This window comes from Pseudomonas sp. NFPP25, assembly GCF_900116505.1.
Classification (GTDB): Bacteria; Pseudomonadota; Gammaproteobacteria; order Pseudomonadales; family Pseudomonadaceae; genus Aquipseudomonas; species Aquipseudomonas protegens.
This window is the reverse complement of record NZ_FPBG01000002.1, coordinates 240,827-254,363: the sequence shown is the minus strand read 5'-3', so window position 1 is coordinate 254,363 and position 13,537 is coordinate 240,827. Positions and strand designations below refer to the sequence as shown.

Genomic DNA, 13,537 nt, shown 5'->3' with positions numbered 1-13,537 from the left:
ACTGTTCCTCGTCAGTGAAGGAGCGCCGCCCGTAGCCGGCGCTCAGGGATAGGAGGTCAATCCAGGGCCAGGGTGGCGCGCAGTTCGCGCCGGGCCCGGTTGAAGTCGTCAAGGGCCTCAGGGTTGTGCAACAGCTCGACGGCCAGGGCCACCGCCGAGATCCGCCCCCCTTCAAGGTCCGTGGGGTAATGCACCCCGGCCACCACTCGGCTTTGCCCCGCGGCAGCGGCCCGTGCAAACAGCTCGTCACGCTTTTCCGGGACCATCCGCGCCAGGAGAATGGCGCTCAGGTAGGCATCCATGGTGTGCCCGCTGGGGTAGGACTCGCCCATCGGCGGCGCCAGCACCGGCTTTACCTCGGCGCTCAGCTCATAAGGCCGGGGGCGGGCGAAATGGGCCTTGGCAGGCATCAGGGTCTGCACCAGGTCCTTGAGGGTGCGGCGGAAGAACTGCGCAGTCAGCGGGTGCCGGTCGAGAGTGAACTGCGGCCCGAAAATCTCCCCGGCAAAGGGAAATACCGCGTCGCTCAGATGATCGTCGCGTTTGGCCTGCGCCACCTGCTGCGGCGTGCGTTGGCCCTGGACCAGCAGTACGGTCTCCAGGTCCTGGCGGTCCTCGGAACTGCCGGCAAGTGGTGGTGGAGGCAGGAAGGCCGCCAGATCCAGCGCCTGAGGCGCCAGGTAGGGCTGCACCGGCAGCTGCGCCGCATGAGTGCCAAGACTGACGATCAGCAAAATAGCGCCCAGCATGGCTAAAGGTTTACCAGTCATGAAGCAAATCCTTTCTTTGGGACGAGCAATAGCGGCCCGCGACAGAGGCCACAGACAGAGAAGTGCGATTGCAGGAAGGACAAACTCAGGGCGGCGCTTGAGGCCGTGATGTCTGGCGCATGCCAGTGGACGAACAGCGGAAGACGTGATGTTCAGAACCTTGGCCCGGGGCCAGGTACTGCACAGGCGGATCGATCAATGTCCAGGCGGCAGGCGCGTTCCGGACGACCAGGGTTGCGTTCATAGTGCCCACCGTTCTTGTTGTTATCGGTTTCGGCGAGGGTGCGCCCAGGGGCGCGGTAGTGCCTGATCGAGTATCCCGGCGCACCAGGGCAGAAACCATCCTGCAAATGCAGGATGGCGCAAGTCACGCTACGGGCAGCTTGAAAAAAAGCCTAGCGGGCCAGGGCTGGAGGCAATGGAGCTCTGACGCAAGTCCTCAACTGCGGGCGCGGCTACAGCGGCAACTCCACCCGCGCCTCCAGCCCACCGCCCTCACGATTGAACAGCCGCAACTCGCCGCCGTGTTCGCGGACAATGGCCCGTGCTGCCGACAGCCCCAGGCCCACGCCGCCGGTGCTCTTGTTGCGCGAGCTCTCCAGCCGGAAGAATGGTGCAAACACCTGTTCCAGAGCCTCGGGTGGAATCCCCGGGCCACGATCGAGCACGCGTACCCGCACCTGATCCGCCCCCTGTTCCAGCGCGATGGCTGGCTGCGCACCGTACTTGAGCGCGTTGTCCAGCAGGTTGGTCATCACCCGCTTGAGCCCCAGGGGCCGGCCGCAATACACCAGACGCGGCGGCCCGGTGAAGAGGATTTCCATGGACTGGTCGCGGTAGTCGTCCACCAGGGTCTGCAACAGTTCGGCCAGGTCGAAATGGGTGGCCTGCTCCAGCCGCGCATCGTCGCGGAAGAACTCCAGGGCCGAATTGATCATCGCCTGCATCTCGTCCACATCGCGGAACAGGCGCTGCTGCTGGTCGGCATCCTCGATGAACTCACCGCGCAGGCGCATGCGGGTCAGCGGTGTGCGCAGGTCATGGGAGATGGCCGCGAGCATCTGGGTGCGGTCCTTGATGAAGTGCTGCAACTGCGCCTGCATGGCGTTGAAGGCAAGAATCGCCTGACGGATCTCGTGGGGCCCCACCGGATCGATGGGCGGCGCGCGAAAGTCCACGGCAAAGCGCCGGGCGCCCTGGGCGAACTGCTGCAGCGGCTTGGCCAGCCGGCGAGTGGCAATCAAGGCCACCAGGCCGGTGGAAATCAGCACCAGGGCAATTACGATCAGGTTGCGCGTGCCCTCCTCCAGCCCCCAACTGCGTGACGCCGAAGAAAACATCAGCCAGCTTTGGTCGCTCAACTGCACCAGCAGCGCGTAGCGACCTTGGTCGCTTCGCCAGTCGCTGGGCTGATAGGCCTCGATATGCCGCTGCGGTGGGCCGAGCAAGGCGCGAAACGCCTCGGAGCCGTCGCGGTATTCGGAGTCTTCCAGCAGCGGCAGATCCAGGCCCTGCCGTGTCGCCTGCCAGACAATGCTCAGGTGATCGGTACTGACCGAAGCCGCCAACCGCGAGCGCTGGCCCGGCTCCGAGGCCTCGACCATGCGCACGATGGCCGCGGACTTCTCCAGCAACCCGGTTTCCGCCAGTGGCGGATAAGCCCAGACCCCGGCCAACTGCACGAACAGCGCATTGAACGCCAGGGCCGTGAGCATGGCCATGATGATGGTCAGGGCGATCCAGCGCGCCACGGTGTCGCGCAGGCGATAACGCCACAAGGGCTTGATCAGCTTCACTGGCGGGTCACGCTGGGGGTGAACAGATAGCCGCCGTTGCGTACCGTGCGAATCATCGCCGGGCGCTTGGTGTCGAACTCCAGCTTGCGCCGCAGGCGGCTGACCTGGACATCGATGCTGCGATCGAAGGCGTCATGGGCCTGGCCCCGGGCCAGGTCCAGCAGTTGCTCGCGGGTGAGGATGCGTTGCGGGTGCTCGACAAACACCAGCAGCAGGTCGAACTCCCCTGCCGACAGCGGAATCATCACCTGGTCCGGCGAGCGCAGTTCGCGGCGAGTCAGGTCCAGCTGCCAGTCGGCGAACTTGATCAGCGGCCGCGGCACGTCCGCGCTCGCCGGCCGGCTCTCTCCGGCCCGGCGCAGCACCGCCCGTACCCGGGCCAGCAGTTCGCGGGCATCGAAGGGCTTGCTCAGGTAATCGTCGGCGCCCATCTCCAGGCCCACCACCCGGTCGCTCAACTCGCCCATGGCGGTAAGCATGATCACCGGCGTGGCGTGCTGCTGGCGCAAGCGCTGGCACAGGGTCAGGCCGTTGTCGCCGGGGAGCATCAGGTCGAGGATGATCAGATCCGGCACCTCCCGCTCCAGAGCCGCCCACAGCGACGCGCCATCGGTGGCCACCACCACCTGATAGCCCTGTTGGACAAAAAATTTCTTCAGCAGAGCGAGGACTTCAATGTCGTCGTCCACGATCAAAAGACGGCTCACCAGCAGGCATCACTCAAGGTCGGAAAGAGCCGTTATCTAAAACCATTCGGCGCGGCCCGTCATATATTTCAACGTGGTAACAAACCTTCAGCCACGCAATAAAGCAGACATCTTTGCGCAAGGTTCACCTGCCAGCATCGGCTTCCCCTTGCTGGAGAACCCTGACCATGCGCCTGCTCAAACCCGCCTCGGCCCCAGCCCCTCTTGCCGCAAAGGAGCTGCCCGTGCCCACCTGCGAACAACACGCCCTGATGCTGCTGCAACGCGTGACCAAGCTCGACAACGCCAGCCTGCATTGCCGCGAAGTCAGCCTGCGCATGTCTGAAGACCAGAATCACCTGGTGCTGACCCGCTACAGCGAGCACTACAGCCCCGAGGGCATGGAGTGGGTGGAGCGCAAGCATCGGGTGTCGGTGACCGACCTGCTGCGTTGGGTGATCGAGCAGGGCCAGCCGCAGAGCATTGAACGCGGAGAAGAACACAAGGCCTCGGCCTGAGGCCTGTAGGGGCGAGCTTGCTCGTGACGATCGCGCGCAAGCTCGCTCCTACAGAACTCCGCTAACTGATCTGACTGGCCGTGGCCACAGAGGCGCCCCTAAGCCTCTTCGGCAGACGCCTGTCTGCCCTCCTCCCCACGGACACCAACCTCTCGACACGCCAACGCACTCACCGCCAGACACCCCGCCGCCAGCGAATACACCCACACCGTGGACGCCACCGGCAGCAGCAAGCCGGCGATCAAGGGCCCGACCCCGGCGCCGATATCCCGCCACACCGCATTGGCCGCCAGGGCCCGCACCCTGCCCGCCCCCGGATGCCGCTGTGCAACCACCGTGACCACCAGCGGCAATTGCAGGGCCCGCAACACCAGCACCAAGGCGCCGCCGACAATCAGCCAATGGCAACCAAAGCCCACCAGGGCCACAGAGGTCAGCAGGGAGAAGACGATCAACATCCGCGTCGCGCCCCAGCGTTGTGCAGCGAGGCCGCCCAGGGGGCTCAGGAGCATTTCCGAAACGTAGCGCAGGGCCAGAAGCCCGCCCGCCACCAGCACCGCATTGCCCGCCATCAGTTGCTCGGCCTGCAGCGACAGGCCAATGATGAACAGACCATCCAGCACCAGCCCTTCTATAAAGGACCACAGCGCCACGCTGTCGGGGCGCTGAAAACGGCGGCTGGAACTGGCCAGTGGATGGGGCTTGCTCGGCAGGCCGAAGGCCAGGAGCAGAGCGACCAGTGACGTCAGGGCCATAAGAAGGAAGATCACTCGCGGGCCATATTCGACGCTGACCAGCGCGCCCAGGGGCAAGGCCAGCATCGGCCCGGTGGCGATCAGCGCCCGGGAGCGGCCGGTGCGGCGGGCGGCGCCCGTGGGCTCGGCGGTGGCCATGACCTGGGTTGAAAGGTTGAGGGCCGCGTAGGTCAGGCCCCAGCCCAGGCGCAACAGCAGCAGCCACCAGAAACCGGACAAGGTGGCGTAGCCCAGGGCGCACAACGCCGCCGTGAAGGCGGCCAGCACGCAAACCGGGCGATCACCGCGGCGGGCGTAGAAGCGCATCACATGGCTGTAGCCGAAGATCCGCACCAGGCGGTTGGCTGCCAGCAACAGGCCGGCTTCGGCCAGGGTCACGCCGAAGGCCTCGTGCTGCATGGGCAGCAACAGGTAGAGCAAGGTGTCGCCGGGCAGGCACAGGCCGAGGATCGAGGCGGCGCGGGCGGAAGCCTTATCGGTGGTGCGGGCGTGGGTATCGGGCATGGCAGGCAAACCGGCAGGTCATGAACGGCGTTCAGCGTGACCTTCTGTTGCGGCACTGACAAACGCTTTAATTGCGCCATACATGTGACTAAATTAGACACATGATCACTGACCTGCCGCCCCTGAACGCCGTCCGCGCCTTTGCCGCCGCTGCTCGCCACGAGAGTTTCAGCCGCGCCGCCGAAGAACTGCATGTGAGCCACAGCGCGGTGAGCCGCCATATCAAGTTGCTGGAAGAGCACCTGGGGGTGCTGCTGTTCGAGCGGCGCATCCGCCAGTCGGTGCTCACCCCTGCCGGGCAAGCCTTCCATGAGCAGGTCAGCGTGGCCCTGGCCCAGATCGCCAATGCCGCCGCCTCCCTGCGCCGCGGCGCGGCCCTGCGCAAGGTCACCATCAATGTGCGGCCGTCCTTCGCGGTGCGCTGGCTGATTCCCCGCTTGCCGCAGTTCATGGCGCTGTACCCGCAGATCCAGCCGGAGGTGGTGACCAGCACCCTGCTCCCCGATTCCGCCAAGGAAACCTTCGACCTGGTGATTCGCCGTGGCCGCTCCGGCTGGGCAACCACGCTGCAACCCCAACGCCTTCTGGAAGACGAAATCCTGGTGGTGGCAGCGCCGTCGCTGTTGCACAGCACAGCACTGAACAGCCCCGATGATCTGTCGCGACATACCTTGCTGGTCAGCCGCACCCGCGCCAGCGACTGGCAGAAGTGGCTGGAGCACTGCGGCCTGAAACCGCTGCGCACCTCGCCGACCTTGCATTTCGACCATATGCACTTCGTGCTCCAGGCCTGCGTCGACGGGCTGGGCCTGGCGCTGTGCCCGGCATCGTTGCTGGCCAAGGACCTGGCCAGCGGCCGCCTGATCTGCCCCTTGCCGGACCTGCGCCAGCCCCTGACCCGCTATTACTACGCGCTGGCCAGTGATGCGGCCCCCGAAGCCCAGGTGTTTATCGACTGGATGCTGGCGCAGATTCACCAGGACGCCATGGATCATCAGGTACAACAGCTTGCGGGCAATGCGGGCCCACGCCCATAAATAATCGGATACAAAAGCCTTGCTCCAGCCCGCGCAACCGACGTTTCTTCGACATCGGCTGCGCTACCATTTCGCCCCCTTTGCAACCGCTAGAGATCCCGCAGCAGATGCTCCCGACCACGCCCCCCACTGCCCTGCCTCCTGTTCTCGCCGGCCCGTTGCTGCGCCGCCTGGAGCCGACGCGGCTGGTGCTGTGGCTGGTGGGCTCCAGGGCATTGGCGCTGACCCTGCGCCTGCAGCCCGCTGGCAGCGCGACCCTGGATCTGGCCCTCGACCCGCAGCAATGCCAGGTCATTCCCGTCGGTCGCCATGCCTTCATCCATCTGATCGATGTGACACTGGACGATGCCCTGCCCCTGGACGTGACGATCGCCTATGACCTGCTGATCAACGATGCCGAGGACAGCGCCCGGGCTATTGCCAATTGGGCGCCGCACCTGCTGTATGGCGATGCCAGGACCCCTGAGTTCGTGCTCCACAGCCGCATCGACAACCTGCTCCACGGCTCCTGCCGCAAGCCCCATCACCCGTCCGCTGACGGCTTGCTCTGCGTCGACCGCCTGCTGGCGCAACAACCCGAGCCTGCACAACGCCCGGCCTTGTTGATGATGAGCGGCGACCAGGTGTACGCCGACGATGTGGCCGGGCCCATGTTGCGGGCCATTCACGCCCTGATCGAGCGCCTCGGGCTGTTCGATGAAGAGTTGGACGGTGCCGTGGTGGCCGACAGTCAGGCGCTGTACCGCCATGGCGCCAGCTACTACCAGCGGGCCGAATTGCTTCCGGCGTTGAAGAGCAATGAAACCCTGCGCGAGCGGTTTTTCGGCGGGGTGAAAAAGCCGATCTTCACCAGCAGCAACGCTGACAACCACCTGGTGACTTTCGCCGAGGTGCTGGCCATGTACCTGCTGGTCTGGTCGCCGCTGCCCTGGACCCTGATCACGCCGCAGCCGCCACGACTGACGCCGGAACAGCAAACGCGCTACACCCGGGAACAGCAGCGCATCGACGATTTTGTCCAGGGCCTGAAGGGTGCCGCGCGGGTCTTTGCCCACCTGTCGTGCCTGATGATCTTCGACGACCACGACATCACCGACGACTGGAACCTCAGCGCCCAATGGGAAGAAACCGCCTACGGTCACCCCTTCTCCAAGCGCATCATCGGCAACGCGCTGCTGGCTTACATGCTGTGCCAGGGCTGGGGCAACAACCCGGATGCCTTCGCCCAACTGCTGGAGCAGACCCGCGCCTTGAGCACCACGGCACAAACTCCGGAACGCATGCTGGAATGCCAGGCCCAAAACGACCTGATCGACCAGTTGCTGGGTTTCCAACAGTGGCAATACGTATTGCCCAGCACCCCGGCCCTGGTGGTGCTGGACACCCGCACCCGGCGCTGGCGCAGCGAGTCCAACCTGGGCCAGCCTTCCGGCCTGCTGGACTGGGAAGCCCTGAGCGAACTGCAACACGAACTGCTGGATCACCCTTCGGCGATCATCGTTTCACCGGCGCCGATCTTCGGCGTCAAGCTGATCGAAACGGTGCAGAAGGTCTTCAGTTGGTGCGGCTACCCGCTGCTGGTGGACGCGGAGAACTGGATGGCCCATCGCGGTTCCGCCCAGGTGATCCTGAACATCTTCCGCCACTCGCGAACCCCGGGCAGCTACGTGATTCTCTCGGGGGATGTGCATTACTCCTTCGTCTACGAAGTGCTGATCCGCCACCGCCAGGGCGGCCCGCGGATCTGGCAGATCACCAGCAGCGGCATCAAGAACGAATTCCCCGCCGCCCTGCTGGAATGGTTCGACCGCCTCAACCGTTGGCTCTACTCGCCGCGCTCGCCGTTGAACTGGTTCACCAAGCGCCGGCGGATGAAGGTGATGCCCCATGTGCCCGAGCATGCCGAGGCCGGGGAGCGGCTGTGGAACTCGTCGGGGATCGGCCAGGTGTTTTTCAATGAGCAGGGGCAGCCCGTGGCGATCTATCAGCACAATGCCAATGGCACGGCGCCGACACGGATGATTGCGCCGAGATAGAATCCGCTGTCGCCGGCCACCAGGAAGGACCCGCCCCAACATGCCTTCAAGCCCGATCACCCCGGTACAGCGAGACACCATCCGCTACCTGCTCTCGGACGCCTTTGTCGACAACGAGGTGGACTACGCCTACATCGCCCGGGAAACCCAGGCCTACGACCGGGCCGAGGTGGAGCGCATTCTCTACGAAGAGGTGGCGCCGGTGTGCTACATCAACCTGATGTCGGTGATCCCGGAGATCTGGATCGGCTTCGAGCGGGAGTCCTTGCTGGAGGAAATCGAGGATAGCCTGGCACTGCGGCGCAGCAGCCGCTGGCAGGCCTTTCGCGACCGCTTGTTCATCCGCTGGATCCGCTTTCGCGGCGCCTATATCTGGGAGGAAATCTGCAAGCACTATGCGCCCTAGATTCGCGCTCTATCGGGCATCGGCGCTGCAATAATCGGTAGGGCGCAGCGGCACCCGCTCCGGCAGTATCTCGCCCTGATCGTCGATCTTGCGCAGCATCGCTGTGCACATCTGGTCCTGGAGAAAGACCATCTGGTAGGTCGCACCGGCCTCGGGCACGAAGGTCACGCTTTGTTCGCAGACAAAGCGGTAGTCCTTATCCATCCCGGGCTCGGTGTTGTAGAACATGAAGGCGAACGGACGATTGGCCGGGATTTTCAGCTCGTTGGCGCCAAAGCCTTCCTGACGGCGCATGCGGTCGGTGGCGGCCGTCATCGGAATGCCCAGGTTGCGGAAGTTGGGATTGGCAATGCCACGATGGGGGCGAACCATCAGCCCGGAGCTCGGTTTGCGCCAGTCGATGCAATCGCTGTAGGGCACGCCACGCACCAGCCCCTGGGCGACGATGCGGATCAGCGCGGTGTCACCGGCATCGGCCGGCACCCGGTAGCTCACGGTGGTGGCTTTGAGGGTGGAGACAAAGGTACAGCCGCCGAGCACCAGAGACAGGCTCAGCAACAGGATCGAGCGAAGCCGCATGATTCATCCTTGAAGGACCGACAGCGAAGGCTGACGCAAAGGATGGCAATCTTACCTCGGCGCCAGGGAGCGTCGGCAGATTTTTCTGCGGGGCCTGTAGCCGCAGCCAAAGGCGGCGACTACAGGGTCAAGCCCTCAGTAACGGGCGTCCGCCGGACGGCCGCCGTTGGGCCAGTCCTTGACCTTGTCCGGGAAGTCCGGGCGCGGCTGGTGGGAGAAGTATTCGGCCACGTCCAGGGCTTCCTGGTCCGAGAGGCCGCCCTGGCCCAGGGGGAACTTCTCGTGGAAACCGATCGGCATGTTGCGTTTGACGAAGGCCGCCGCAGTGTAGGTGCGGGCCATGCCAGCGCCGATGTTGAAGGATTGATCGCCCCACAGCGGCGGGAAGATCAGGCTGCCGTCGGCGCGTTTCAGGCCCTCACCGTCAGCTCCGTGGCACACCGCGCATTGCTTGGCATAGACCTGCTTGCCATTGTCGGCATTGGGCTTGAGGGCCGGGTCGATCTTGCCCACACCGCGGCCGGCCACCTTGTCTTCTGGGCGGGTGTTCATTTTCATCCACTCGAAGTAAGCCACCATGGCTTGCATGTCGGCGCCGTTCACCGGCAGCGGCTTGCCGTGCATGGAGCGGCGGAAGCAGCCGTTGATGCGCTCTTCCAGGGTGATGGTCTTGCCCGCCCGCGGCGCGTAGCCGGGGAAGAACGCCGAGACGCCGACAAAGGGTGAACCGTCGGCCACGGTGCCGGCGTTGAGGTGGCAACTGGTGCAGTTCAGCGAGTTGCCGACGTTGTCCGGCAGCAGGGCCTTGGTTTCCAGATGCAGGCGCATGCCACGCACCACTTGCTCGGCATTCGGCGCCGCCAGCAGGTTGGCCAGGCGCGGGGTTTCGAACAGGGTGCTTTCCACTTGCGGGCTCAGTTGCGCCCGCATCTTCTTCACTTGCTCGGCGCTGATGGCGGAGCCGTTGTTGCCCCAGCTGCTGCGGACAAAACTGAGGATCTCGGCGATCTCGCCATCGGCCAGCTGGGCAAAGCCGGGCATGGTGTAGACCCGTGGATGGGCCGCGGTCTGGGCGGTCTTCCAGCCAGTCAGGGTGATGTGCAGCAAGGAGGTCGGGTTGGCCGAAGCGACGCTGGGGTTGCCGGCCAGGGACGGGAACATCTGCGGCACACCAGCGCCGTCCTGACGGTGGCAGTCGGAACAGAATTGCGCGTAGCCCAGGCCGCCACGGGAGGTGAACAGGTCGTTCGGCGGGGCCGCCGGGGTCAGGGCCACCGATGGCATGGGCAAGTCGTCCTTGCCGGCCGGCAGGGACTTGAGATACGCGGCGATGGCCGTCAGGTCGGCGTCGGTGAAGTGCTGGGTGCTGTGGTGGATCACGTCGGCCATGTTGCCGGATACCGTGGCAAAGCGGTTCTGCCCGGTCTTGAGCAACTGCACCGTGTCCTCCACGGTCCACAGGTTGCGCAGGCTCAGGGCTCGCCACTCTTCCACCGTCTCGCCGGCCAGGTAGTGCTGGCCGCCGGATTCGCTGTCGCTCATGGCCTTCTCCTGGAAGGCGATGCCCCGCGGGGTATGGCAGGAACCGCAGTGGCCCAGGCCCTGGACCAGGTAGGCGCCGCGATTGAGCTGTTCGTCCTTGGCCGGGTCAGGCTTGAAGGGCTGCTTGTCGACGAACACCAGGTTCCAGAACCACAGGCCCCAGCGCTGGTTGAAGGGGAACCCCATGTCGGCTTCCAGGTTGCCCTGGGCTACGGGTTCCACCCCGTGCATCAGGTAGGCGTAGAGGGCGCGCATGTCCTCTTCGGTCATCTTGGCGTAGGACGGATAGGGCATGGCCGGGTACAAATGAATGCCGTCAGGGGTTACGCCTTCGCGCATGGCGCGGTCGAATGCTTCGAAGCTGTAACTGCCGATACCGGTGTCTTTATCCGGGGTGATGTTGCTGGAGTAGATGGTGCCCATGGGCGTCTTCAGCTCCAGGCCACCGGCCATGGTGGCCCCGCCCTTGGCGGTGTGGCAGGCAATGCAGTCGCCGAGCTGGGCCACGTACTGGCCACGCTGGATCAGTTCGGAATCTGGGGTGGAGGCCGCCGCTGCCGGGGTCGGCTCGCTGGCATGCAGTAGGGGTACGCAGAGCAACGCAGCGCCCAGAAGGCACAGGCGTGACAGAGAAAAAGCCATCAGGTTATTCCTTTAAAATCCGCCTGGGGTGGTCCCCTCGGCCGATATCCACAAAGGTTTTTATTGGTTATCCCGGCCTTCACGGTACAGGCCCGGGGCTCGATACCTTGTGGGTCCGAGCCTGATGCCCTTGTAGCGGATTTTTCTGAAAACCCTGTTGATATGGATCATGGCCCTATAGGCAATGTCCTGTATGGCCGACACTGCGACACTTTTACCGGGTGGTTTCCACCCCTAGGCCGGCGGCCTGCCAATCGACGAAACCGTCGTCCAGGCGCCGCACCCTGAAACCCTTGGCGCGAAGCAAGGCCGCGGCATTGTGTGACAGCACGCAGTAGGGCCCGCGGCAGTAAGCCACCAACTCCTGGCCCGCGGGCAACTCGGCCAGACGCTGCTCCAACTCTTCCACCGGGATATTGATCGCCCCCGGCAAATGCCCAAGGGCGAACTCCTGCGGCGAGCGCACGTCCAGCAGGGTCATGCCGCCCTCCTGCAGGCGTTGGCGCAGCTCTTCCCGGGAGATGCCCTCCAGGCGCCCCGGCTGCTGCTCGCTGTCGGCCAGCAGCTCACGGATCTGCCCGTGGTTGTAATCGACGTATTGGCGCAAGCCCCCCAGAAGTGCGGCCAACGGCCCCTGGCTGAGGCTGTAGAGCACTCGCTTGCCGTCGCGCCGGGTCTGCACGAAACCACCCCGGCGCAGCTGTTGCAAATGTTGCGAGGTGTTGGCCACCGAGAGTCCGGAGGCTTCCACCAGGCGCTCCACCGGCTGCTCGCCACGAGCAATGTGCTCCAGCAGGATCAGGCGATGGTGATGGCCGAGAATACGTGCCAGCTCGGCCATGTCCGCCAGAGGCTGTTGAGGGGAAATCGAATCAGTCATTGACAGCTCCTGCTGCTTTATTGATCATTCAATCACTTAATTGAATGAAACTTTATCACACCCATAGCCGAGGCTGAAGTGCAGCCATCCATACCCAGGAGTCTTTATGCATGAGTTCATGGCGTTGATTTTACCGGCACTGCTGATCGGTGTCGGCGCTACCTTGGTCCTTGATTTGTGGACGCTGTTTCTGGCACGAGTGTTGAACATTCCTGGCCCCAACTGGGCCATGGTCGGACGCTGGATCGGGCATTTTCCTCGTGGCCAGTTCCTGCACCAGAGCATTGCCCAAGCCGGCACGGTTCCGGGGGAACGGGCCCTGGGCTGGCTGGCCCACTACCTGATCGGCGTCCTGTTTGCCGCCCTGTTGCTGCTGGCCTGCGGCCTGGAGTGGGCGCGGCAACCGACCCTGGCACCGGCCCTGATCATCGGCGTATTGACGGTGGCTGCGCCGTTCCTGCTGATGCAACCGGGCATGGGCGCCGGGATCGCGGCGAGCAAGATGCCCAAGCCGAATGTGGCCCGGCTGCGCAGCCTGATGGCGCATTCGGTGTTCGGGCTGGGCTTGTACATGGCCGGGATGTTCTGGGCGTGGGTGTTGGGGCAGACTGCGTGACCTCAGCCCAGAGGCCGAGCGTGCCCAGAGAGATCGATCGATGAAGCCACCTGTATGCGACCTGTGCCACAACGATTTTTCCTCGGAGATGTGCCATGCCGGAACTGGCGGCGGCATGGTGCAGTTCGCCGATTATCGCCCGCTGGGCCAAGGGTGCGCGGGGCACCCTCATGGCTACGAGTGGTTCTGCGATGAACATCTGGCCAGTGCCCGGGCCCTGGCTTCGCTGAGCTATAGCGATGCCAGGGCAGTGCAGACCCGGCAGTATGCTCCGCTTGCGGACTACCCGCCCCTCGCCTCCAGTGATCCAGCACTCTGGATCACCGAGGTGGGCCCCAACCCCGCGAAGATCTTCGCGCTGATCAGGCAAGCCATGGGCGTAAGCCCCAACGTGGCCAGAAACTTGCTGACCGGCGTCCCCTTCAAGGTGATCCAGGCCTGGCCGCAACAGTTCAGTGTCTGGCAGGAGGCCCTGATTCAAGCCGGCGCCCAGGTTGAAGTACGCTATCCCTCGTCCAAGTCCGCCTGGGCCGAGCAAGCCGACGCAGATAACGACTGATCCTGCTCGCGCATCCAGTCTGCACTCGCAGGGGCTTTCACATACCCGCTGAACCCAGTTTGCTCCACACAAGCAATATCCGTAGGTCTAGCCGTGTCCGCCGCCGAGGCTGGCGTCTACGCTGGGTTCTGATGGACTGGCAGGCGCCCTGGCGGTACCTGCGCTGGAAGATCCCGGGCACTTGTGCCGGTGAAAGGAATCAGAGCCATTT

At 64.4% G+C, this 13,537-nt stretch carries 13 protein-coding genes; 6 read left to right on the top strand and 7 right to left on the bottom strand.

Translation table 11 applies throughout. The features are described from left to right. Positions 1–56 precede the first annotated feature (56 nt). The 3 genes from BM382_RS08145 to BM382_RS08135 form a co-directional block, all read right to left on the bottom strand. Positions 57–770, bottom strand: coding sequence for an acid phosphatase (locus tag BM382_RS08145; RefSeq protein ID WP_011063244.1), 714 nt, complete (start codon positions 768–770; stop codon positions 57–59). Positions 771–1,225: 455 nt separating this feature from the next. Continuing rightward, positions 1,226–2,566 carry an ATP-binding protein gene (locus BM382_RS08140; protein WP_011063246.1) on the bottom strand — a complete coding sequence of 447 codons (1,341 nt, stop codon included), beginning with the start codon at positions 2,564–2,566 and terminating at the stop codon, positions 1,226–1,228. Next, a complete protein-coding gene (locus BM382_RS08135) occupies positions 2,563–3,273 on the bottom strand; it encodes a response regulator (protein ID WP_072442584.1) in 711 nt (236 codons plus the stop codon). Before BM382_RS08135 ends, BM382_RS08140 begins: the two co-directional genes overlap by 4 nt. 167 nt (positions 3,274–3,440) lie before the next feature. On the opposite strand from BM382_RS08135, the gene BM382_RS08130 reads away from it, so the two are divergent. Next, entirely contained in the window at positions 3,441–3,770 is a 330-nt protein-coding gene (locus BM382_RS08130; RefSeq protein ID WP_015636890.1) for a hypothetical protein, read from the top strand. A gap of 98 nt (positions 3,771–3,868) precedes the next feature. Here the strand turns inward: BM382_RS08130 and BM382_RS08125 are convergent, their stop codons facing one another. Then, on the bottom strand, positions 3,869–5,029 hold the full coding sequence (locus tag BM382_RS08125) for an MFS transporter (protein ID WP_072442582.1): 1,161 nt from the start codon (positions 5,027–5,029) through the stop codon (positions 3,869–3,871). 101 nt (positions 5,030–5,130) lie between these two features. Between BM382_RS08125 and gcvA the strand changes: the two genes are divergently transcribed. The 3 genes from gcvA to BM382_RS08110 all read left to right on the top strand — a co-directional run bounded on the left by gcvA (position 5,131) and on the right by BM382_RS08110 (position 8,508). Continuing rightward, positions 5,131–6,066 carry a transcriptional regulator GcvA gene (gene gcvA / locus BM382_RS08120; protein WP_072442580.1) on the top strand — a complete coding sequence of 312 codons (936 nt, stop codon included), beginning with the start codon at positions 5,131–5,133 and terminating at the stop codon, positions 6,064–6,066. Between the two features lie 107 nt (positions 6,067–6,173). Then, positions 6,174–8,102, top strand: a complete 1,929-nt coding sequence (locus tag BM382_RS08115) for a hypothetical protein (protein WP_072442578.1) — start codon at positions 6,174–6,176, stop codon at positions 8,100–8,102. Then, the gene (locus BM382_RS08110) at positions 8,089–8,508 is read left to right on the top strand and encodes a DUF7079 family protein (protein ID WP_072442576.1); all 420 of its coding nucleotides are present in this window, start codon (positions 8,089–8,091) and stop codon (positions 8,506–8,508) included. The genes BM382_RS08115 and BM382_RS08110 overlap by 14 nt, the downstream gene beginning before the upstream one ends. A gap of 9 nt (positions 8,509–8,517) precedes the next feature. On the opposite strand, the gene BM382_RS08105 is transcribed toward BM382_RS08110, so the two are convergent. The 3 genes from BM382_RS08105 to BM382_RS08095 form a co-directional block, all read right to left on the bottom strand. Continuing rightward, positions 8,518–9,087 carry a hypothetical protein gene (locus BM382_RS08105; protein ID WP_072442574.1) on the bottom strand — a complete coding sequence of 190 codons (570 nt, stop codon included), beginning with the start codon at positions 9,085–9,087 and terminating at the stop codon, positions 8,518–8,520. Positions 9,088–9,222: 135 nt separating this feature from the next. Next, a complete protein-coding gene (locus BM382_RS08100) occupies positions 9,223–11,271 on the bottom strand; it encodes a c-type cytochrome (protein ID WP_072442572.1) in 2,049 nt (682 codons plus the stop codon). Between the two features lie 214 nt (positions 11,272–11,485). After that, positions 11,486–12,151, bottom strand: a complete 666-nt coding sequence (locus BM382_RS08095; protein ID WP_015636898.1) for an ArsR/SmtB family transcription factor — start codon at positions 12,149–12,151, stop codon at positions 11,486–11,488. A 106-nt stretch (positions 12,152–12,257) separates the two neighbouring features. Here BM382_RS08095 and BM382_RS08090 point away from each other — a divergent pair, with 106 nt between their 5' ends. Further along, positions 12,258–12,767 carry a DUF2938 domain-containing protein gene (locus tag BM382_RS08090; protein ID WP_011063256.1) on the top strand — a complete coding sequence of 170 codons (510 nt, stop codon included), beginning with the start codon at positions 12,258–12,260 and terminating at the stop codon, positions 12,765–12,767. A 40-nt stretch (positions 12,768–12,807) separates the two neighbouring features. Then, entirely contained in the window at positions 12,808–13,326 is a 519-nt protein-coding gene (locus BM382_RS08085) for a hypothetical protein (RefSeq protein WP_072442570.1), read from the top strand. Positions 13,327–13,537 lie beyond the last annotated feature (211 nt).

Bases quoted from the DNA above. Each gene is read 5' to 3' on its own strand.
- BM382_RS08085 (WP_072442570.1), top strand. From the start codon at position 12,808: ATGAAGCCACCTGTATGCGACCTGTGCCACAACGATTTTTCCTCGGAG.
- BM382_RS08130 (WP_015636890.1), top strand. From the start codon at position 3,441: ATGCGCCTGCTCAAACCCGCCTCGGCCCCAGCCCCTCTTGCCGCAAAG.
- gcvA (WP_072442580.1), top strand. From the start codon at position 5,131: ATGATCACTGACCTGCCGCCCCTGAACGCCGTCCGCGCCTTTGCCGCC.
- BM382_RS08095 (WP_015636898.1), bottom strand. From the start codon at position 12,151: ATGACTGATTCGATTTCCCCTCAACAGCCTCTGGCGGACATGGCCGAG.
- BM382_RS08090 (WP_011063256.1), top strand. From the start codon at position 12,258: ATGCATGAGTTCATGGCGTTGATTTTACCGGCACTGCTGATCGGTGTC.
- BM382_RS08100 (WP_072442572.1), bottom strand. From the start codon at position 11,271: ATGGCTTTTTCTCTGTCACGCCTGTGCCTTCTGGGCGCTGCGTTGCTC.
- BM382_RS08115 (WP_072442578.1), top strand. From the start codon at position 6,174: ATGCTCCCGACCACGCCCCCCACTGCCCTGCCTCCTGTTCTCGCCGGC.
- BM382_RS08145 (WP_011063244.1), bottom strand. From the start codon at position 770: ATGACTGGTAAACCTTTAGCCATGCTGGGCGCTATTTTGCTGATCGTC.
- BM382_RS08105 (WP_072442574.1), bottom strand. From the start codon at position 9,087: ATGCGGCTTCGCTCGATCCTGTTGCTGAGCCTGTCTCTGGTGCTCGGC.
- BM382_RS08125 (WP_072442582.1), bottom strand. From the start codon at position 5,029: ATGCCCGATACCCACGCCCGCACCACCGATAAGGCTTCCGCCCGCGCC.